This window comes from Pseudomonas sp. TTU2014-080ASC, assembly GCF_001446935.1.
Lineage (GTDB): Bacteria > Pseudomonadota > Gammaproteobacteria > Pseudomonadales > Pseudomonadaceae > Aquipseudomonas.
The window spans coordinates 17,273-37,147 of the sequence record NZ_LKKK01000015.1 but is presented as its reverse complement, the minus strand read 5'-3'; the positions used below and the strand labels follow the sequence as shown (position 1 = coordinate 37,147).

Here is a 19,875-nt window from a genome sequence, read left to right as displayed (position 1 = left end):
GGTTTCGAAGTGCCCACTACCAATCGCCTTGGCTTGGGGATCCTGTTGATCCTTGCTTCCGGCTTACTGTTGGCCAGTCATGATGGCCTCTCCAAATATCTGACACAAATTTATCCGGTCTTCTTTATCGTCTGGGCGCGTTACCTGGCGCAGACGGTGATGATGACGGCCATGTTTGCCCCGCGTATGGGCAAACGCCTGATCACCACGCAGGCACCCAAGTTGCAGTTCGCCAGAGCAATGTGCCTGGTTGGGGTTAGCCTGTTTATTTTCAGTGCGCTGATGTTCATCCCGCTGGGTGAAGCGACTGCGGTGATCTTCCTGTCGCCAGTTGTGGTGATTCTGATCTCGGCTTTTGTGCTCAAAGAGAAAATCAGCCTTGGCGTTTGGGCCTCGGTGGCGGGTGGACTGCTCGGCGTGATGATCATCGTGCGTCCGGGCGGCGATCTGTTCACCCCGGCAATTCTGTTACCGGTTGCCGCTGCGATCTGTTTCGGGACATACCACGTTCTGACCCGTCGTCTGAGTGGGATTGATCACCCGGTTGCGAGCAACTACATCAGCAGCATCATCGGTACATTGGTGATGAGCGTCTTCCTGCCGTGGGTATGGGTTGTACCGAGTTTTGAGCATGCACTGGCAATTGTTTCTCTGGCGGCTTTGGCCATGGGGGGGCATCTGTGCCTGACTAACGCCTACCATCACGCCAGTGCGGCTACGTTGGCTCCGTTTACCTACTCGCAGATTATCTTCGCCACGCTGCTGGGCATGATCATCTTCGGCCATGTACCGGATTGGGGCGGCATGCTGGGGATGGCGATCATCATCATCAGCGGCGTATGCCTGGCCATTGGTAAAGCCCGCGACCGGCATCGCAACAAAAAAGCTGAAGCGGCCTGATAGCTGGCGCTGATAACAAAAACGCCGTGCAGCGTACTGCACGGCGTTTTTTTATGGGCTGAGATTCAGAACAGGAAATAGCGCTGCGCCATGGGCAGTACGTCTGCCGGCTCGCACCAGAGCAGCTGACCGTCGGCTTTAACCTGATAGTTCTGCGGATCCACTTCAATGTTCGGCAGATAGTCGTTGTGGATAAGGTCGGTCTTTTTCACATCCCGGCAACCTTTAACCACGCCAATTTTCTTCTGCAGGCCCAGTTGTTGCGGCACGCCGGCATCAAAGGCAGCCTGGCTGATAAAGGTGATACTGGTGGCGTGACGGCTACCGGCATAACTGGCGAACATTGGCCGGTAGTGCACCGGCTGCGGTGTCGGGATTGAGGCGTTGGCATCGCCCATCAGGCTGGCGGCAATCGCGCCACCCTTGAGGATGAGGGTTGGTTTGACACCAAAGAATGCCGGGCGCCATAGCACCAGGTCGGCCCACTTGCCCACTTCAATCGAGCCGACTTCATGGCTGATGCCGTGGGTGATCGCCGGGTTGATGGTGTACTTGGCGATATAGCGTTTGACCCGGAAGTTGCTGTTGCCTTCGCCGTCGCCCGGCAGCGGGCCGCGCTGTTTGTGCATCTTGTCGGCGGTTTGCCAGGTGCGGGTGATCACTTCACCGACGCGGCCCATGGCCTGACTGTCAGAGCTGATCATGCTGAATGCGCCGAGGTCATGCAGGATGTCTTCAGCGGCAATCGTCTCGCGGCGGATGCGGCTTTCAGCGAAGGCCACGTCTTCGGCAATGCTCGGGTCCAGGTGGTGGCAGACCATGAGCATGTCCAGGTGTTCATCAATGGTGTTCTTGGTGAACGGCCGGGTCGGGTTGGTCGAGCTGGGCAGCACGTTGGCAAAGCCACAGGCTTTGATGATGTCCGGGGCATGGCCGCCACCGGCACCTTCGGTGTGATAGGTGTGAATTGTCCGGCCTTTGAAAGCGCCAAGGGTGGTTTCGACAAAACCGGATTCGTTCAAAGTGTCGGTATGGATCGCCACCTGCACGTCGTATTGATCGGCAACGCTTAAGCAGTTGTCGATGGAGGCAGGCGTAGTGCCCCAGTCTTCGTGCAGCTTCAGGCCAATAGCGCCAGCCTTGACCTGCTCAATCAGCGGCTCCGGCTGGCTGGCGTTACCTTTGCCGGTAAAGCCGATGTTCATCGGGAAGGCATCCGCGGCCTGGAGCATGCGCGCCATGTGCCACGGGCCGGAGGTGCAAGTCGTTGCGTTGGTGCCGGTGGCCGGGCCGGTGCCGCCACCGATCATGGTGGTGACGCCGCTCATTAAAGCCTCTTCAATCTGCTGCGGGCAGATGAAGTGGATGTGCGTGTCGATACCGCCTGCGGTAAGGATCATGCCTTCACCGGCGATGACTTCAGTACTGGCGCCGATGGCGATGGTCACATCTGGCTGGATATCTGGATTGCCTGCTTTGCCGATGGCGGCGATACGGCCGTCCTTCAAGCCTACGTCCGCTTTGACGATGCCCCAGTGATCAATGATCAGGGCATTGGTGATCAGGGTGTCGACTACTTCGGCGGCCAGCAGTTGGCTCTGTCCCATGCCATCACGGATAACCTTGCCGCCGCCGAACTTCACTTCTTCACCGTAGGTGGTGAAGTCCTGCTCGACTTCGATCCACAGGTCGGTGTCGGCCAGCCGGACTTTATCGCCCACGGTTGGGCCGAACATGTCGGCATAGGCCTGTCGGGATATTTTCATGGTTGTGTGTCGTCCTTTGTATCCAGATCGCCCATGACCCGACCGGCAAAGCCGAACACCCGACGGCGTCCGGACAGCTCTACCAGTTCGACTTCACGGCTTTGTCCTGGCTCAAACCGTACGGCGGTTCCGGCCGGGATATTCAGACGCATGCCGCGGGCGGCTATGCGATCAAAGATCAGCGCATCATTGGTTTCGAAGAAGTGATAGTGCGAGCCGACCTGGATCGGTCGGTCACCACTGTTGGAAACTTTTAGTTTTAGTGTGCGGCGGCCGGCATTGATTTCGATCTCGCCGTCCTGGGTTTTGTATTCACCTGGGATCATGGCTGCTCTCCGCTGGCAGGCGTTGGTGTGACGGTTGTATTCAGCATCAGCTGCATAAAGGTCAGATCCAGCCAGCGGCCAAATTTGCGTCCCACCTGTGGCATTTGTCCGGTGGTGATGAAGCCGAAGCGTTTATGCAGTTCAATTGATGTGCTGTTGCTGCTTTCAATAGCGGCAACCATGACATGCAGGTTTTCTGTTTTGGCCCGTTCGATCAATTCCTGCATGAGGGCTTTACCGATACCTTTGCCTTGCTGATCGTCACGCACGTAAACCGAATGCTCGACGGTATGGCAGAAGCCTTCGTTGGCTCGCCAGGTGCCGTAACTGGCGTAGCCCAGTACTTCACCGTTAGCCACTGCCACCAAGACCGGAAAGCCGACGGCATTGCGTTGTTTCAGCCAGGCGCGGCGCTCCTCCAGGTCGGACAGGCGTTCTATCCAAAGCGCTGTGCTGTTGATCACTGCATGGTTGAAAATGCCAAGGATGCCTTCGAGGTCGCCCTCGTTGGCATCGCGGATGCTGTAGCTCATATCTGTTCCTTCAGACGATAGGTTGGTGCACGGTCACCAGTTTGGTGCCATCCGGGAAGGTGGCTTCAATCTGGATGTCCGGGATCATTTCCGGCACCCCTTCCATGACCTGCTCACGGCTGAGCAGGGTGGTGCCGTAGTGCATAAGTTCGGCCACGCTCTGGCCATCCCGCGCACCTTCAAGCAGGGCAGCGGAGATGTAAGCCATGGCTTCCGGGTAGTTGAGCTTCAGGCCACGGGCCAGGCGGCGCTCGGCAACCAGCCCGGCTGTGAAAATCAGCAGTTTGTCTTTCTCGCGTGGGCTCAGGTTCATGCGTCAGGTACTCCATATTCTTGGGGGAATGGCGGGCCTGCCCAAGGCAGCAGGGCGTAGCAAGTGCCACAAGTCGATCAGCCAGTCTCGGGCATGCAGGGCCTCAGCGGCCAGGCAACGGGCGATCAGCAGGCCGGGCAGTTGGCTTAAATCACCTTGCACCGGATTGGGTAATTCGCGGCAACGCTGTAGCAACTCACTGTCGATTTCACCGGTCAGCAGTAACGTGGCGATAACCGGCTGGCTGTTGAGGCCGATGGGGGAATCCAGCAGGCCGTCGTTGCCCTCTATGCGCTGGCGTTCATGCCAAATTAACTGTCCCTTGCGGCGAATGTTCAGTTCGGCTTGATAGCTGCCCTGGTCGAATCGTTCCTGGCTGGCAGGGCGGCCAAGGGCAACGATGTCCCAGTACAGCAGTCTGGCGTCGTTGGCCAGTTCAATGTCGGTCTTAAGCTGAGCCTGGGCTGCGCAGTATAGGATGGTTTCTTGCGGCATCCATTCCAGCGTCGCTCCGTTTTCCACCGTGAGCTGAAGATGCTGGGACGCCGGTGTGGCGGCACGGTACCACTTGGCCGCACCAGGACTGGTTAGCTGCACCCAGGTGTCGCGGCCTGCGCAGGCGCTGATTGACAGGGTGTCGCCTCCGGCAATACCACCCGGGGGGTGCACGATGATGTGCTGACACACATCGGGGCCTTCGGCGTACAGATGCTTTTGCACGCGCAGCGGGCCGCTGTGGCGGCGCAGGGCGGGGCGGGTGCAGTCTCCGTTGCGTGTGTAGGCCAGCTCCAGGGTGGCGTGCCAGGCTGGATGAAAGAGTGAGGCAGGGCTGTTCATGGGACGTCGCAGTAATTGGCGTGCTCTGACTGAGCAATAGCCGTGCCGATCGCGCCAGAAGAGTGCATTGGCAGAGATGACTGCGCTAAGACCGGCATAACCTATGAGTTGGGACTCTCATTTGTTATGCGGCTGGACTGCAATGGTGCGGTATTTACTGTTTCGCACCATGTTGGTGCTTGTTAGTTGCCGACCACCAGATAATTGCGTACGCCAGTGAAGATAATCTGAGCAGCCAGGGCGCACACAAAAAGGCCCATCAGACGGCTGACGATCTGCAGACCTTGTTCGCCGAGCAGGCGTTCAAACTGGTTGGAGAGGTACAGCACAATGCCCACAGTCAGGCTGGCCAGGGTAATGCCCAGCACCGCCAGCAGCTTATCGTCCCATTCCGGGTGGCTGGCCCCCATCAGCAGTAGTGCACCAATGGTGCCGGGGCCAACGGTGAGGGGAATGGTCAGCGGCACAATGGTTACGTCCTGCTGAACATTGTCAGCCTGTACTGCTGATTTGCCCTGCGCCATGCCCAGCGCGGAAATGAACAGGACGCTGCCCGCGCCGATGCGGAATGCGTCAATGGTGATGCCGAACAGGGTGAAGATGTACTTGCCGAACAAGTACAGCAGCACACTGGCCACCAGCACGCCCAGCGCCACTTTCCACGCCATGCGCTGGCGTTCCTTGGGCGTATGGCCACGGCTAAGAGTGACAAAACACGAGAGCACGAAGAATGGGCTGTAGAGCACCAGAAGGCTCAAATAAATACTGAATAGCGCAGAGGCCATGGCAGGGACTCGTCTCGAAAATTCGAATTAAGGGTGTTATCGCATGCCGTTTGGGCTCAGCGATGCAGGCCGGCGTGGTTCGGTGCTGCGTCTAATTGATTGGATGGGTTAGCTGGACTGAGCGTCACGTTGGCGGCGTTTGGCTCGCTCAACTACCCAATGTTCAATCAGCTCGCGCAGCTGTGACATTTCCAGGGGCTTGGACATATGTCCGTCCATGCCGACCTTGCGCGCACGTTCTTTGTGTTCGCTGAGAATATGTGCGGTCAGGGCCACCACCGGAGTGCGCGGGCGCTGTTGGAGCTGTTCCCAGAGGCGCAACTGCTCGGTTGCGGAAAAGCCATCCATGATCGGCATTTCGCAATCCATCAGGACCAGGTCGTAGAGCTTCTCTTTCATGGCGCTCAGTGCTTCCTGGCCATTGCTGGCGGTGTCCGGCTGCAGGTTGAGTTTAGCCAGCATGCCGCGAATGACTTTGGTCGAAATGGTGTTGTCTTCGGCCACCAGAATGCGGAAGTCGTCCGGTACGTGCAGCGGGGCAACCACTGGCGGCGGTACAAACATGGGCGAGTTAGCCTTACCACGCTGGGCCAGCTCGTCAGCCAGTGTGGTGCGCAGGCTATACCCGGCGACAGGCTTGGCCAGAATGCGCTTGATCCCGGCATTGCGGGCAATAACCTTGCTTGGTGCGTTGCTGATCCCGGTCAGCATGATGATCAGCACGTCGTGGTTGAGATTGGCGTCTTCTTTGATTCGGGACGCCAGCTGCATGCCGGTCATGCCCGGCATGTCCTGATCAAGCAGAACCGCATCGAAGTACTCTTTCAGATGTGCTTTGGTACGCAACAGCGCCAGGGCCTCTTTACCGGACGGCACAGCGCTGACGTTCATGCCCCAAGCACTGCACTGCTGCACCAGTACTTTACGGCAGGTGTCATTGTCATCCACCACCAGCAGCCGTGCACCTTGCAGAGAAGTATCCAGATTGGTGTTGGGCTGTTCGAGACGGCTTGGGTCCAGTGGCAAGGTGAACCACAAGGTTGAGCCTCGGCTGCGGCCAGTTTGAATGCCGTAATCGCCGCCCATCAGGGTCACCAGCTGGCGGGCAATGATCAGGCCCAAGCGACCGCCCAGTTTGGTTGCGGAGAGGAAGTCCTTGCTGTGCAGTTCGGTGTTGAGCAAGGCGTCGCGCTCTTTCATATTCAGCGGCTGACCACTGTCTTGTACAGCTATACGCAGGCGTGGCGGTGACACGCTGCTGTCCAGCGCGACCACCAGCAACACCTCACCTTCTTCGGTCTGTTTAAAGGCGTTATCCAGCAAACTGAGGATGGTTTGACGCAAACGCGTAGGGTCACCGCTGATCACCCGTGGAACCTGAGGCTGAACAAAGCTGATGAGCTCGACCTTCTGTTGCTCGGCTTTGGCCCTAAAGATGTCGAGGCAGTCATCAATCAGGGCGTTGAGGTCGAACTGCACGTCATCCAGCTCAATCTGTCCGGATTCCAGTTTGGTGATGTCGAGAATCTCGTTAATCAGAGTCAGCAGTTCATTGCCGGAGCTGTGAATGGTCTGCACGTAATCACGTTGCTTAGCCGACAGTGGTGTGCCCAGCAGCAGTTCGGTCATGCCCAGCACGCCATTCATTGGAGTGCGGATTTCGTGGCTGATCTTGGCCAGGAACTCGGCTTTGGCCTTTAACTCCGCTGAGCTTGCGGCCAGCGCCCGGCTGGTGGTCAGGCGCTGCAGGTCCAGCAGGTGTTCCCGTTCAGTCAGGGCCATGCCGAGGATGAAGTTAGACACCACCATGCTGCCGACCAGAGCGTAGCTGACGTACTCGGTCTTGACTTCCCAGTAGCCGAAGAACACCGGAATTGATGCCAAAAAGCTGATGCTGTAGAGCAGCACCGCAAAGGAAAAAATCCGCGCCGGTGCGTAGCCGTTGTGCCACTGCTTGAGGGACAGCGCCAGAATGCTAAAGGCGGAAGCGGTATTGATCAGGTACACAAACTGGTTGAAGTTGATGCCCGGAATGACCAGTAGTACCACGCAGAAACCCGCGGTCACGGCGGCCTCCACCCCCAGCAGATAGCTGAGAACGGAGTAGGTCTGGCTCTTGCGGAAGAAGCTGATGGTGAATAACAGGGTGCAAAACATGCACAGCAGGATCGACAGATTGACGATCTGCGGTTGATACACCAGCCATTCGCCTAGCCATGGTGCGCTGATACCTAATACGCTGCTAGCTGCCACCAGCAGGAACGCAATACTGGCTGCTAACCACAATCCACAGTAGCTGCGGGTATAGAAAAAACGCGCCAGGTTATAGGCCAATAAAACCACTAATGCTCCCATCAACGCGCCGAACAATAGGGCTCGGGAGTCATCAGAGGCCATTTCTTGAGAGCTTTGTAGCGTAATGCTTGGGCGTAACGAATGTTCAGAGGCCAGACGCAGGAACACATCCAGCGGTTCTTTGGCTACGGGCAGTGGCAGCAGAAAATCACGGCTGGGTAACGGGCGGCTGGACAGGGGCAGGTTGGTTCCGGTGTGGACCTGCTCGACCAGTTCATTGCCGTGCAATACATACAGATCGAGGTAACCGAGGTAGGGAGCAAACACCCGTAGCATTTGGGCTTGTTCGCTGGCCGGTAATGAGTAGTGCAGCCAGATTGCGGTATTGCGGCCGGGAGTGTAGAGGCGCTTCAGATCAACAGGCGTGAATTGCCCGCGAATTTGTGGCGTACGGATATCGTTGAGCTGCAGGCTGGCTTCCGGGTCTTTCAGGATCGACCAGGAGGTGTTGTCTGCCATGGCCGGCCCGTTGGTGAGGGCTAGTAGCAGAAAACTCAGAAGAAAATGAGTGGCGATCCTCAGCCGAAGCACAGAGAGTTCCCTTCGTGAATAGTTGCACGGATTATAGCCATGCTATTTCAGTGGGAAATACGATAAAGGTGGCTTTGTGGCCACCTTTAATCATTTGTTTACATATTATTGACGATTATTTCGTTTCGTTTTCCCTGGCAATGGCGCGGTAAGCGATATCGTTGCGGTAAAAACTGCCGTTCCAGCGAATTTTCTCGGCCAGACGGTATGCTTGCTGCTGGGCTTCAGACACGCTGCGACCGATTGCAGTTGCGCAAAGCACGCGGCCACCGGCTGTAACAACTTTGCCGTCTTTCAGTGCAGTACCGGCGTGGAACACTTTGCCGTCCAGTTGCGCAGCGTCCTCAAGGCCATCAATAGCATCACCTTTAGTGATATCGCCTGGATAGCCACCGGCCGCGATAACTACACCAACGGTCGGGCGCGGATCCCAAGTGGCTTCGACTTTGTCCAGCGCCTTAGCCAGTGCGGCTTCGACCAGCAGCACCAGCGAGGACTCCAGGCGCACCATGATCGGCTGGGTTTCCGGGTCGCCAAAGCGGCAGTTGAACTCGATGACTTTCGGCGCACCGCTCTTGTCGATCATCAGACCGGCATAGAGGAAACCGGTATACACGTTACCTTCGCTGGCCATGCCGCGAACGGTCGGGTAAATGACTTCTTCCATGACGCGTTTGTGCACGTCGGCTGTCACCACCGGAGCTGGGGAGTAAGCGCCCATGCCGCCAGTGTTCGGGCCGGTATCGCCATCGCCTACACGCTTGTGGTCCTGGCTGGTGGCCATCGGCAGGACGTTTTCACCGTCAACCATGACGATGAAGCTGGCCTCTTCACCGTCCAGGAACTCTTCAATCACCACGCGGGAACCGGCTTCGCCGAAGGCATTGCCAGCGAGCATATCGCGTACGGCATCTTCAGCTTCCTGCAGGGTCATAGCTACGATCACGCCTTTACCGGCAGCCAGGCCGTCAGCCTTGATAACGATCGGAGCGCCTTTCTCGCGCAGGTAAGCCAGTGCAGGCTCAACCTCGGTGAAGTTCTGGTAGTCAGCAGTCGGGATCTTGTGGCGAGCGAGGAAGTCTTTGGTGAATGCCTTGGAACCTTCCAGCTGAGCTGCGCCTTTAGTCGGGCCGAATACTGGCAGGTTGCGCGAGCGGAACAGGTCAACTACACCGGCAACCAGCGGAGCTTCCGGGCCAACGATAGTCAGTTGTACGTTTTTCTCGGCAAAGTCAGCCAGCTGCTCAAGGGCCAGTACATCGATGGCGACGTTTTCGCATTTGGCTTCCGTGGCAGTACCGGCGTTGCCCGGTGCGACGAATACTTTTTCGACGCGCTTGTCTTGAGCCACTTTCCAGGCCAGGGCGTGTTCACGACCGCCGCTGCCGATAATCAGTACGTTCATTGCGTGCTCCTTCGTGGAGGCGGGCGTGTGGCCCGATTGGTGGATAGGCAGAGCCTTATTCACCCTACAAATACTGGTGAATCATGTTGGATGAACCAGCATTTCAACACCATTAATTGAATCATTGAGGTCGCAATCGGGCAGGTAGATGCAAGACGCCCGGTTCTTCATCCAGCGCAGTTGCCGTCTGGCAATGAGCATGGAGCGAGGGCCGGGCAACGCAGCAGATGCCTGTCCGAGTGCGGCCGGACTTAGTGCCTGAAGTGACGCATGCCGGTGAAGACCATGGCGATGTTGGCTTCATCAGCCGCTGCGATCACTTCGTTGTCGCGCATGGAGCCGCCCGGCTGGATCACAGCTGTGATACCTGCTTTGGCAGCGTTGTCGATGCCGTCGCGGAACGGGAAGAATGCGTCGGACGCCATGACCGCACCGGCGACTTGCAGACCAGCATGCTCAGCCTTGATCGCCGCGATACGGGCGGAGTTCACGCGGCTCATCTGGCCAGCGCCAACACCGATGGTCTGACGGCCTTTGGCGTATACGATGGCGTTGGATTTAACGAACTTGGCCACTTTCCAGGCAAAGATCAGGTCGTGGATCTCCTGCTCGGTCGGTGCGCGCTTGGTCACAATCTTCAGGTCTTCAGCGGTGATCATGCCGATGTCGCGGCTCTGTACCAGCAGGCCGCCGTTGACGCGCTTGAAGTCCCAGCCAGCGCTGCGCTCAGCAGGCCATTCGCCGCACTCAAGCAGACGCACATTGGCTTTGGCTGCGACGACTTCGCGGGCAGCTGCGCTGATTTTCGGCGCGATGATAACTTCAACGAATTGGCGGTCAACGATGGCTTTGGCGGTTTCGCCGTCCAGCTCACGGTTAAAGGCGATGATGCCGCCGAAAGCCGATTCGGTATCAGTGGCGTAGGCCAGCTCGTAGGCCTGACGGATGCCGCCTTCGCTGTCCAGCGCAACTGCCACGCCGCACGGGTTGGCGTGTTTGACGATCACGCAAGCCGGTTTAACGAAGCTCTTCACGCACTCCAGTGCAGCGTCGGTGTCGGCGACGTTGTTGAACGACAGTTCTTTGCCTTGCAGCTGAACAGCCGTTGCAACGCTGGCTTCGCCTTTTTCTGCTTCAACGTAGAAGGCTGCACTCTGGTGCGGGTTTTCGCCGTAGCGCATTTCCTGCGCCTTGATGAACTGGCTGTTGAAGGTGCGGGGGAACATGCCGCGCTCTTCGGTGGACAGGGTTTCACGGCTCTGGTCGATGGTGCCCAGGTAGTTGGCGATCATACCGTCGTAGGCAGCAGTGTGCTCGAAGGCTTTCAGGGCCAGGTCGAAGCGTTGGGCGTAGGTCAGGCCGCCTGCTTTGAGGGACTCGACGATGGCGCTGTAGTCCCCTGCATTCACCACGATGGCAACGTCTTTGTGGTTTTTGGCTGCTGAGCGAACCATGGTCGGGCCGCCGATATCGATGTTCTCGATGGCATCAGCCAGATCGCAACCTGGCTTGGCCACGGTGGCAGCGAATGGGTACAGGTTGACTGCAACCAGGTCGATCGGTTTGATGCCGTGCTGATCCATCACGTCGCCGTCGAGGGCGCGGCGGCCGAGGATGCCACCGTGGATTTTCGGGTGCAGGGTTTTGACGCGACCATCCATCATTTCCGGAAAGCCGGTGTAGTCGGCGACTTCAACAGCCGCAACACCATTGTCTTTGAGCAGCTTGTAGGTGCCGCCGGTCGAGAGGATTTCCACGCCAAGGGCGCTCAGTTCGCGGGCGAACTCGAGGATACCGGTCTTGTCGGAAACACTGATCAAGGCGCGGCGAACGGGGAGGCGGGTGGTCTGGTCGGTCATTTCAGAATCCATCAGAACGGTGATATCAGCAAAAAAGGGCGGCTCGAGTGGGCCGCCCTTTTCGGGAGTTCGGGTTACAGCAAGTCGTATTGCTTGAGTTTCTTACGCAGGGTTCCGCGATTCAGGCCAAGCAGTTCACTGGCCTTGGTCTGGTTGCCCTTGACGTAATTCATCACGGTTTCCAGCAGCGGTGCTTCAACTTCGGTCAGCACCAAGTTATAGACGTCACATACGTCAGCGCCCTCAAGGTGGGCAAAATAGTTGTGCAGCGCTTTCTCCACACTTCCGCGCAAGGTCTGGCCTTCTGCAGTGGGCGTATTGAGATGCTGCTTCAAGCTGCTGTTGTCACTCACGGGAGCCATTCCACTTCCTAAAGTCTCAGTCAACACCGTCATGCGGCTACCCCTTCTTCTCCGTTTTTATGACGTTCGTTGAAAAACTCTCGAACGTTGGCGCACTGTGCGTCCGTGCTGTCCAGACGATTGAATTGGGCGCGAAACTCCTTGGCGCCCGGCAAGGTTGCTAAGTACCAGCTGACGTGTTTACGGGCGATTCTTACGCCCATCACATCACCATAGAAGGTGTGTAACGCAGCCAAGTGTTCCAGCAGAATTCGTTCCACTTCCTGAAGCGTTGGCGCAGGAAGCGTGTTACCCGTACGCAAGTAATGCTCAATTTCCCGGAAAATCCAGGGTCTGCCCTGAGCAGCCCGTCCAATCAGCAGGCCATCTGCACCTGTAAAATCTAAAACTTGTTTTGCTTTGGCCGGCGAATCGATGTCACCGTTGGCCAGTACTGGAATCGTGACAGCCTGTTTGATTGCTGCGATGGTTTCGTACTCAGCCTCACCGGTGTACAGGTCGGCGCGGGTTCTGCCATGCACTGCAAGTGCCACGATTCCAGAGTCTTCAGCAATACGTGCGACATTGATGCCGTTCTTATTCTGGCGGTCCCACCCTGTACGGATTTTCAGTGTCACCGGGACACTGACAGAGCCCACCACGGCATTGAGTATATCGCGTACCAGCAATTCGTCTTTCAATAACGCAGAACCTGCTGCTTTATTGCAGACCTTTTTGGCCGGGCAGCCCATGTTGATATCGATGATCTGCGCGCCCAGCTCTACGTTTCTGCGTGCGGCTTCAGCCAGCATTTGCGGATCGCCACCTGCGATCTGGACCGATCGTGGCTCAGGATCGCCCTGATGGATCATCCTCAGGCTGGATTTACGAGTGTTCCACAGGCGTACATCGCTGGTAACCATTTCCGATACTACCAATCCTGCGCCCATGCGTTTGCACAGCTGACGGAACGGCTGGTCAGTGACTCCCGCCATAGGGGCGAGGATCAGCGAGTTCGGCAGTGTATAAGGGCCAATGGTTAGGGCCGGCATAGGGCTTCCCTGTTCAAGAGGCATGCTGTTGAACAAATAGGAGAGTGCGAAAAAGGGTGGGCATGATACTCGCTCTGGAAGACCGGAGAAAGGTGGTTTTGGACATTTTATGTACAGCTCTCGTTGTGCGGCTATCGAGACTGTGCGACAAAAACGCGCTATGCCTGTGAGAGGGCTATTCCGGCGAGTGGAAACTCAAACTGTAGTTCACGGCCTGAGCGCCTGGATCAAGAATATCCAGGGAAATATGGATCGGGGTCTGGGTGGGCATTTCAGCATTGCCTGCCAGCTCGCCCGCGAGGTATTCGCTGGGTTTGAAGCGGCGACTGGCCAGTAGTTTTCCGTTCACATCTGCAAAGCGCATTTCCAAAAGTGGGAACGGTTGCGAGAACGAGGCGCGGTTGTAGATGATCGCATCGACCACAAGTGCGCCGCTGAATTCGGGATGGCTACGTACAACCAGATTGCTGCTCTTGATCTGGTCGATATCCACTTTGGAGGGCAGGGTGCAGCCAAGCGTTGGACAGATCTTCTCGAACCATGGGCGGTATTGGTCGTTGCGCGACAGTTCCGCAAAATTATAGGTCACGTATTGCGCGGCCAGACCTGCAGCGGCCAGTAGGTTCAGCAGGCCCCAGCCAAGCCAGCGTCCCCAGGGTTTTTTCGGCTTTTGCCAGTTAAGCTGCAGGGGTTCATCGTCAAGCTCAATCAGGCGCTCATCGCTTAGTCGTGGCGTACGAGGCGTCTTAGCCGTGGCGAGAGGTTGCGGCTCGAGCTTTTTCGCCTTAAGTGGTGCTGTCTCGTGCGGCTCGCGTAGGTTTATAGGGGTGTACTGAACCTCTGGCTCGGGGTCATCTAATGGGCCAATTGAGGGCTCAGCTTTTTCTGGCTCGAGCTGCGCCACTTCGAATGGGATGGCTGGTTCCTGAACAGGGATAGGTTCGGGATCGTCCTGTTGCTCCTGGATCAGAAGTGCCTCGGCCCAGCGTTCATCGGCCAGTTCTTCGGTCTTGCTTGCCGTCAGAGGGGTGGTGTTTGTGGCTGGTTTGTCCAGGTCGAGAAACTCTTTGGATAGATCCAGCTCTTCGGCTTGCAGTTTGGCCAGTTCCTCGTCCAGATCGAGATCACCCAGATCCAGGTCGTCATGGATCCATAGGGTGTCGTCAGTTGTCGGAGCCGGTTTTTCCACAGGCGCAACAGGGCTAGGTGGAGGCGGGGTAACGGGCTCAGGCTTGCTGGGTGCAGGTGCAGGTGCAGGTGCAGGTGCAGGTGCAGGTGCAGGTGCAGGTGTGCGGGGCGCAGTGGCAGGGCTCAGATCGACGCCTTGCTCGCGCAGTTGCTGAGCAGCATTGAACACGTGCAGACAGGCTCCGCAGCGCACTGCTCCATGGGCGGCATTCAGTTGCGCGTTGCTCACGCGAAAACTGGTGCGGCAATGGGGGCACTGGGTGATGAAGCTCTGGGTCATGCGCAGGTCCGGGCAAACAAGGCGGTTAGTTTATATCAAGTTGATCAGATGCTGGGTGGGGACTCAGCGGCGTACACCACTGATGCGTACCCAGCCGTCTTTTTCAGCTGTTGGGTCGAGCTCAAAGGCGTCTGCATAGGCGGCGCGGACTTCTTCTCCCTGTTCACTGAGAATGCCGGAAAGCGCCAAGCGTCCGCCTGGTTTGACCAGGCGGGTGATTGGTTCTGCCAGTGCCACCAGCGGGCCTGCGAGGATATTGGCGACGACCACGTCAGCCTGGTCGCGCGGCATGTCTTCCGGGAGATAAACCGGGAAGCGTTCTGCCGCAATGCCATTGCGATTGGCGTTGTCGCGGGAGGCTTCCAGCGCTTGTGGATCAATGTCTGTACCCACAGCGCGTGGCGCTCCCAGCAGCAGCGCGGCAATGGCCAGAATGCCTGAGCCGCAGCCGAAGTCGATCACGCTGCTGTTCTCGAGTTGCTGGCCATCCAGCCATTCCAAGCACAGTGCGGTGGTTGGATGGGTGCCGGTGCCGAACGCCAGGCCTGGATCTAGAAGGAGGTTTACCGCGTCAGGCTCAGGTGCGTCGTGCCAACTCGGGACAATCCATAGACGCTCACCGAAGCGCATGGGCTTGAAACCGTCCATCCAGCTGCGCTCCCAGTCCTGATCGGCAATCACTTCAGCGTGATGCTCGGGCAGTTCGGAGCCGGTCAGCAGCTTCAGGTGAGCAAATACGCTTTCCGGTTCTGCGTCTGCCTCAAACAGGGCGAGCAGGTGAGTGTTCGACCACAGCGGCGTAGTGCCTAGCTCGGGCTCGAAGATCGGCTGATCTTCGGCGTCCATAAAGGTTACGGATACTGCGCCGACTTCCAGCAGGGCATCTTCGTAGGTTTCCGCCTGATCCGGGGTGATGGCGAGACGGACTTGTAACCAGGGCATGGGAAAACCTCGTGGCGCAGTTAAAGCAAATAGAGCCGACATTCTGATGCGCTAGGTGGCGGATCAGCAGCAGGCTTGGGTGATGGGCGCGCAGCTTACTTGAAGGTGGTGGGGCCTGCCAGCGTTGAGCGCCAACAAACGACAAGGGCCACCTTTCGGCAGCCCTTGTTGTGATACAGCACAGGCAAATGCCAAGCTTAGTGCTTATCCATACCCAGTTTCTTTTCAAGGTAGTGGATATTCACGCCGCCTTTGCAGAAACCAGCATCGCGCACCAGGTTGCGGTGCAGCGGGGTGTTGGTTTTGATGCCGTCAACGACGATTTCATCCAGCGCGTTGCGCATACGTGCCATGGCTTCATCACGGCTGTTGCCGAAGGTGATGATTTTGCCGATCAGCGAGTCGTAGTGCGGTGGAACGCTGTAGCCGCTGTATAGGTGTGAATCAACACGCACGCCGTTGCCGCCTGGGGCGTGGAAGTGTTTGACCTTGCCAGGGCATGGCATAAAGGTGTCCGGATCTTCAGCGTTGATACGGCACTCGATGGCGTGGCCATTGAGTTTCACATCTTCCTGTTTGATCGACAGCTTGTTGCCAGCGGCAATGCTCAGCATCTCTTTAACGATGTCGATGCCGGTAACCATTTCGGTAACCGGGTGCTCGACCTGAACGCGGGTGTTCATTTCGATGAAGTAGAAGCGACCGTCTTCGTAAAGGAACTCGAAGGTGCCGGCACCGCGGTAGCCGATCTCGATGCAGGCATCGACGCAGCGTTGCAGTACTTCTTCGCGGGCCTTTGGATCGATCATCGGGGCCGGAGCTTCTTCAATCACCTTCTGGTGACGACGCTGCAGGGAGCAGTCGCGGTCATACAGGTGAATGGCGTTGCCCTGGCCGTCAGACAGAACCTGAACTTCGACGTGGCGCGGGTTGCCGAGGAATTTCTCCAGATAGACCATCGGGTTGCCGAACGCTGCACCGGCTTCGGTGCGGGTCAGTTTGGCTGATTTGATCAGGTCTTCTTCTTGGTGAACCACGCGCATGCCGCGACCACCGCCACCGCCAGCGGCCTTGATGATCACCGGGTAGCCCACTTCACGGGCAATACGCAGGGCTTCTTCTTCGTCTTCCGGCAGCGGGCCGTCGGAGCCCGGTACAACCGGTACGCCGGATTTGATCATGGCGTTCTTGGCAGAAACCTTGTCGCCCATCAGGCGGATGGTGTCGGCTTTCGGACCTACGAAGGCGAAACCGGAGTTTTCGACCTGTTCGGCGAAGTCGGCATTTTCTGCGAGGAAACCGTAGCCCGGGTGAATGGCGGTAGCACCGGTCACTTCTGCAGCAGCGATAATCGCTGGAATATGCAGGTAGGATTGGTTGCCCGGCGCAGGGCCGATGCAGACGGATTCATCGGCCAGGGCCAGGTGCATCAGTTCACGGTCTGCAGTGGAGTGCACGGCAACGGTCTTGATGCCCATTTCCTTGCAGGCGCGCAGGATGCGCAGGGCGATTTCGCCGCGGTTGGCAATCAGGACTTTTTCCAGCATTGCAGGCTCCCGGGACATCAGACGATGGTGAACAGAGGCTGGTCGTATTCAACCGGTTGGCCGTTTTCGACCAGGATGGATTCGATGGTGCCGCTAACTTCAGCTTCGATGTGGTTCATCATCTTCATGGCTTCGACGATGCACAGGATGTCGCCTTTCTTGACGGTCTGGCCGACTTCAACAAAGTTGGCAGAAGTCGGGCTGGATGCGCGGTAGAAGGTACCGACCATTGGCGAGCGAACGACGTTGCCATTCAGCTTCGGTGCAGCCGGGGCAGCGGCCTCAGCAGCAGCGGCTGCCGGCGCAGCTGCAGGTGCGGCAGCAACCGGAGCAGGTGCATAGTACGGCTGCTGAACAACAGCAGCTTGCTTGCTGTTGCGGCTGATGCGTACGGATTCTTCGCCTTCACGAATTTCCAGCTCGTCGATGCCGGACTCTTCCAGCAGCTCGATCAGTTTTTTGACTTTACGAATATCCATAGTGATTCAACTCCCAAAATGGTCAGGGGCGCTTAAGTTCAAGTTGTTCAATTGCAGCCTCCAAGGCCAGTCGGTAACCGCTGGCGCCAAGGCCGCAGATCACTCCTACAGCTACATCCGAAAAATAGGAGTGATGGCGGAAAGCTTCGCGTTTGTGCACGTTAGAGAGATGCACTTCGATGAATGGGATGCTCACTGCCAGCAATGCGTCACGTAATGCGACGCTTGTGTGCGTAAAAGCAGCAGGATTAATCAGAATAAAGTCGACACTTTCGTCTCGCGCGGCGTGAATCCGCTCAATCAGTTCGTACTCGGCATTACTCTGCATGTACAGCAAATGGTGACCTGCCTCGCGTGCGCGGCGTTCGAGATCTTGATTGATCTGTTCCAGCGTGGTGGCGCCGTAGACGCCCGGCTCACGTGTCCCCAGCAGGTTGAGGTTGGGGCCGTGCAAGACCAGAAAGGTTGCCATGATAAGTGTTGTCCTTATTCTGTGCTGCGCGGGACTATGCCGCGATGCTCTGCGGGTGTCCAGTTCTCAGCAAAAGTCGACACGATGACTGAAGATTGCAGCAGATTATGACTGCATGTCTTAAAGAAGTTCCCGTGCGGCGTGCAGACGATCTGCAAACGTTGCGGCATCAACCTCACCTACGACACGTAAATCCTGCAACTCGTCACCCTTTTTAGTGAATATCTGGATGGCGGGCGGGCCGAACAGGTTATAGCGGTCCAGAAGGCTGCGTTGGGCGGCATTGCTCTCTGTGATATCAAAACGCAGCAGCTGGTAGTCAGCCAGAAGCGGACCGACTGTCGGAGAGTTGAACACCTTACGTTCGATTACTTTGCAGCTGATGCACCAGTCGGCGTACCAGTCGAGTAGAACTGGCCGGCTGCTGGCTTTGGCGGCGCTCAGAGCTGCATCCAGTTCGGCTGGGGTGGTGATGGTCTGCCATTGGCCTTGTGCAGCAGTGCTCTGGCTGGCCTGCACCTGGCCACTGTTATGCCCGAGCGGCTGCAAGGGATCGCTATTGCCTTGCAGGGCACCCACCCAAGCCACGACGGCGTAAACCAAAAAGGGCAGGCCAAAGACGTGGGCCAGCTTCTGGTGGTGGGTTTTCGGTGTCAGTTCCAGAGCGCCCAGCCACAGGGCTACACCTGCTGCGAGCAGGCCCCACAGGGCAAGGCTGACTTGGCCGGGGACAACGCGCTCCAGTAACCAGATGGCCACCGCCAGGAGCAGGGCTCCGAAAAAGTTGCGCACAATCAGCATCCAGGGGCCGGACTTAGGCAGCAGAGCGCCGCCGCCCAAGGCGAACAGGACCAGTGGTGTGCCCATGCCGAGCCCCAGTGCCAGCAGCTTCAGGCCGCCGCCTATGGCATCCCCGCTGGCGCTGATATAAAGCAGAGCGCCGGCCAGCGGTGCGGAGACGCATGGTGAGACCAGAATGCTGGAGAGGACGCCCAGGATGGCGGCGCTGCCCAGGGTGCCGCCCTGCTGGCGCTGGTTCATGCGTTGCAGCGGGCCGTCGATAAAGGCAGGCAGGCGCAGTTCCAGAAAGCCCAGGCTAGCGAAGCCGAACAGACTGAAGAACAGCGCAAACGGCACCAAAACCCAAGGCGACTGCATGCGGGCCTGCAGATTAAGTTCTGCGCCGAACAGCCCCATCAGTGCGCCGAGAACAGCAAAGCTGATAGCCATTGGCAGCACATAGGCAAGCGACAGAGCCAGGCTGCGCGCGCCGCCTGGCTGGCCGCGCAGGACCACACCAGTAAGGATGGGCAGCATCGGCAGGACGCATGGGGTAAACGTCAGGGCCAGGCCGCCCAGGAAATACAAGGCCAGCTCCGACCAGCTCCAGCCTTGCGTGGGGGGATTGGTTGTGGCGCTCTGGGCGCTGGACTCACCGATCTCCAATATGTTGGTTTCGGGCGGGTAGCACAGCCCTTTGTCGGCACAGCCCTGAAAACCCACTTTGAGCTTGAACGGTTTGTTGCCGGGGTTGTTCAGGGGGATGTCGATGTCCAGAACTTCGTAATAGACCTCGACGTCACCAAAGTACTCATCGGTTTTAGCCAGCCCGGCAGGAAGGGGCGGCTGCGCATGAATGACATCGGCAGGTTCGCTGGCAAAGTTCAGACGGTGACGGTAAAGGTAGTAGCCCGGCGCGGCGACGAAACGAATGGTCGCCGTGTTTTCCGTGGCGCTGACCAAGCTCAGCTTGAAGGCCTCGGCAACAGGGAGGAAGTCGGCACTGTTATTCAGTGGAGAACCCAGTTGCAACTGTGTACTAGGCCGTTCAAACAGGTTGGCGTTGGCGGGCAGTACGAACAGCAGTAAGAGCAGGCAAAGAATTCGATGCATAGCAGGCTCGGTCGGGAAAAACTGTCCCATGATAGCGGAGCTGTCGACCGGTGGCATGTCCGACAAGGCAA

Annotated in this window: 18 protein-coding genes; 1 reads left to right on the top strand and 17 read right to left on the bottom strand. The window is 57.8% G+C overall.

Features of this window, described 5'->3' with window-relative positions:
- The first annotated feature begins 9 nt into the window (after window positions 1-9).
- The gene (locus AO726_RS18915; protein ID WP_058069667.1) at window positions 10-900 is read left to right on the top strand and encodes a DMT family transporter; all 891 of its coding nucleotides are present in this window, start codon (window positions 10-12) and stop codon (window positions 898-900) included.
- Window positions 901-965: 65 nt separating this feature from the next.
- Here the strand turns inward: AO726_RS18915 and ureC are convergent, their stop codons facing one another.
- From ureC to dsbD, 17 genes are all read right to left on the bottom strand, one after another.
- Window positions 966-2,666: an urease subunit alpha gene (gene ureC, locus AO726_RS18910; protein WP_058069666.1), complete on the bottom strand. Its 1,701-nt coding sequence runs from the start codon at window positions 2,664-2,666 to the stop codon at window positions 966-968.
- Window positions 2,663-2,992, bottom strand: a complete 330-nt coding sequence (locus AO726_RS18905) for an urease subunit beta (protein ID WP_058069665.1) — start codon at window positions 2,990-2,992, stop codon at window positions 2,663-2,665. Before AO726_RS18905 ends, ureC begins: the two co-directional genes overlap by 4 nt.
- Window positions 2,989-3,525, bottom strand: a complete 537-nt coding sequence (locus tag AO726_RS18900; protein WP_058069664.1) for a GNAT family N-acetyltransferase — start codon at window positions 3,523-3,525, stop codon at window positions 2,989-2,991. The genes AO726_RS18905 and AO726_RS18900 overlap by 4 nt, the downstream gene beginning before the upstream one ends.
- A gap of 10 nt (window positions 3,526-3,535) precedes the next feature.
- On the bottom strand, window positions 3,536-3,838 hold the full coding sequence (gene ureA, locus AO726_RS18895; protein WP_058069663.1) for an urease subunit gamma: 303 nt from the start codon (window positions 3,836-3,838) through the stop codon (window positions 3,536-3,538).
- A 3-nt stretch (window positions 3,839-3,841) separates the two neighbouring features.
- Window positions 3,842-4,675 (bottom strand): urease accessory protein UreD, encoded by an 834-nt coding sequence (locus tag AO726_RS18890; protein ID WP_058069662.1) that lies wholly within the window; start codon window positions 4,673-4,675, stop codon window positions 3,842-3,844.
- Window positions 4,676-4,857: 182 nt separating this feature from the next.
- Complete coding sequence (locus AO726_RS18885; protein WP_058069661.1) at window positions 4,858-5,460, bottom strand: MarC family protein; 603 nt, start codon at window positions 5,458-5,460, stop codon at window positions 4,858-4,860.
- 108 nt (window positions 5,461-5,568) lie between these two features.
- A complete protein-coding gene (locus AO726_RS18880; protein ID WP_058069660.1) occupies window positions 5,569-8,346 on the bottom strand; it encodes a hybrid sensor histidine kinase/response regulator in 2,778 nt (925 codons plus the stop codon).
- 115 nt (window positions 8,347-8,461) lie between these two features.
- Window positions 8,462-9,751, bottom strand: coding sequence for a phosphoribosylamine--glycine ligase (purD, locus tag AO726_RS18875; protein WP_058069659.1), 1,290 nt, complete (start codon window positions 9,749-9,751; stop codon window positions 8,462-8,464).
- Between the two features lie 251 nt (window positions 9,752-10,002).
- Window positions 10,003-11,610 (bottom strand): bifunctional phosphoribosylaminoimidazolecarboxamide formyltransferase/IMP cyclohydrolase, encoded by a 1,608-nt coding sequence (gene purH / locus AO726_RS18870; RefSeq protein ID WP_058069658.1) that lies wholly within the window; start codon window positions 11,608-11,610, stop codon window positions 10,003-10,005.
- A gap of 74 nt (window positions 11,611-11,684) precedes the next feature.
- The gene (fis, locus tag AO726_RS18865) at window positions 11,685-12,005 is read right to left on the bottom strand and encodes a DNA-binding transcriptional regulator Fis (protein WP_058069657.1); all 321 of its coding nucleotides are present in this window, start codon (window positions 12,003-12,005) and stop codon (window positions 11,685-11,687) included.
- Window positions 12,002-13,003, bottom strand: coding sequence for a tRNA dihydrouridine synthase DusB (gene dusB / locus AO726_RS18860; RefSeq protein WP_058069656.1), 1,002 nt, complete (start codon window positions 13,001-13,003; stop codon window positions 12,002-12,004). The genes fis and dusB overlap by 4 nt, the downstream gene beginning before the upstream one ends.
- Window positions 13,004-13,178: 175 nt before the next feature.
- Window positions 13,179-14,471, bottom strand: coding sequence for a DUF3426 domain-containing protein (locus tag AO726_RS18855; RefSeq protein WP_058069655.1), 1,293 nt, complete (start codon window positions 14,469-14,471; stop codon window positions 13,179-13,181).
- A 63-nt stretch (window positions 14,472-14,534) separates the two neighbouring features.
- A complete protein-coding gene (prmA, locus tag AO726_RS18850; protein ID WP_058069654.1) occupies window positions 14,535-15,413 on the bottom strand; it encodes a 50S ribosomal protein L11 methyltransferase in 879 nt (292 codons plus the stop codon).
- Between the two features lie 197 nt (window positions 15,414-15,610).
- Entirely contained in the window at window positions 15,611-16,960 is a 1,350-nt protein-coding gene (gene accC, locus AO726_RS18845) for an acetyl-CoA carboxylase biotin carboxylase subunit (RefSeq protein WP_058069653.1), read from the bottom strand.
- Between the two features lie 17 nt (window positions 16,961-16,977).
- On the bottom strand, window positions 16,978-17,439 hold the full coding sequence (accB, locus tag AO726_RS18840) for an acetyl-CoA carboxylase biotin carboxyl carrier protein (RefSeq protein ID WP_058069652.1): 462 nt from the start codon (window positions 17,437-17,439) through the stop codon (window positions 16,978-16,980).
- Window positions 17,440-17,461: 22 nt separating this feature from the next.
- Window positions 17,462-17,911: a type II 3-dehydroquinate dehydratase gene (gene aroQ / locus AO726_RS18835; protein ID WP_058069651.1), complete on the bottom strand. Its 450-nt coding sequence runs from the start codon at window positions 17,909-17,911 to the stop codon at window positions 17,462-17,464.
- A gap of 120 nt (window positions 17,912-18,031) precedes the next feature.
- Window positions 18,032-19,804, bottom strand: coding sequence for a protein-disulfide reductase DsbD (gene dsbD, locus AO726_RS18830; RefSeq protein ID WP_082629195.1), 1,773 nt, complete (start codon window positions 19,802-19,804; stop codon window positions 18,032-18,034).
- Between the last annotated feature and the right edge of the window lie 71 nt (window positions 19,805-19,875).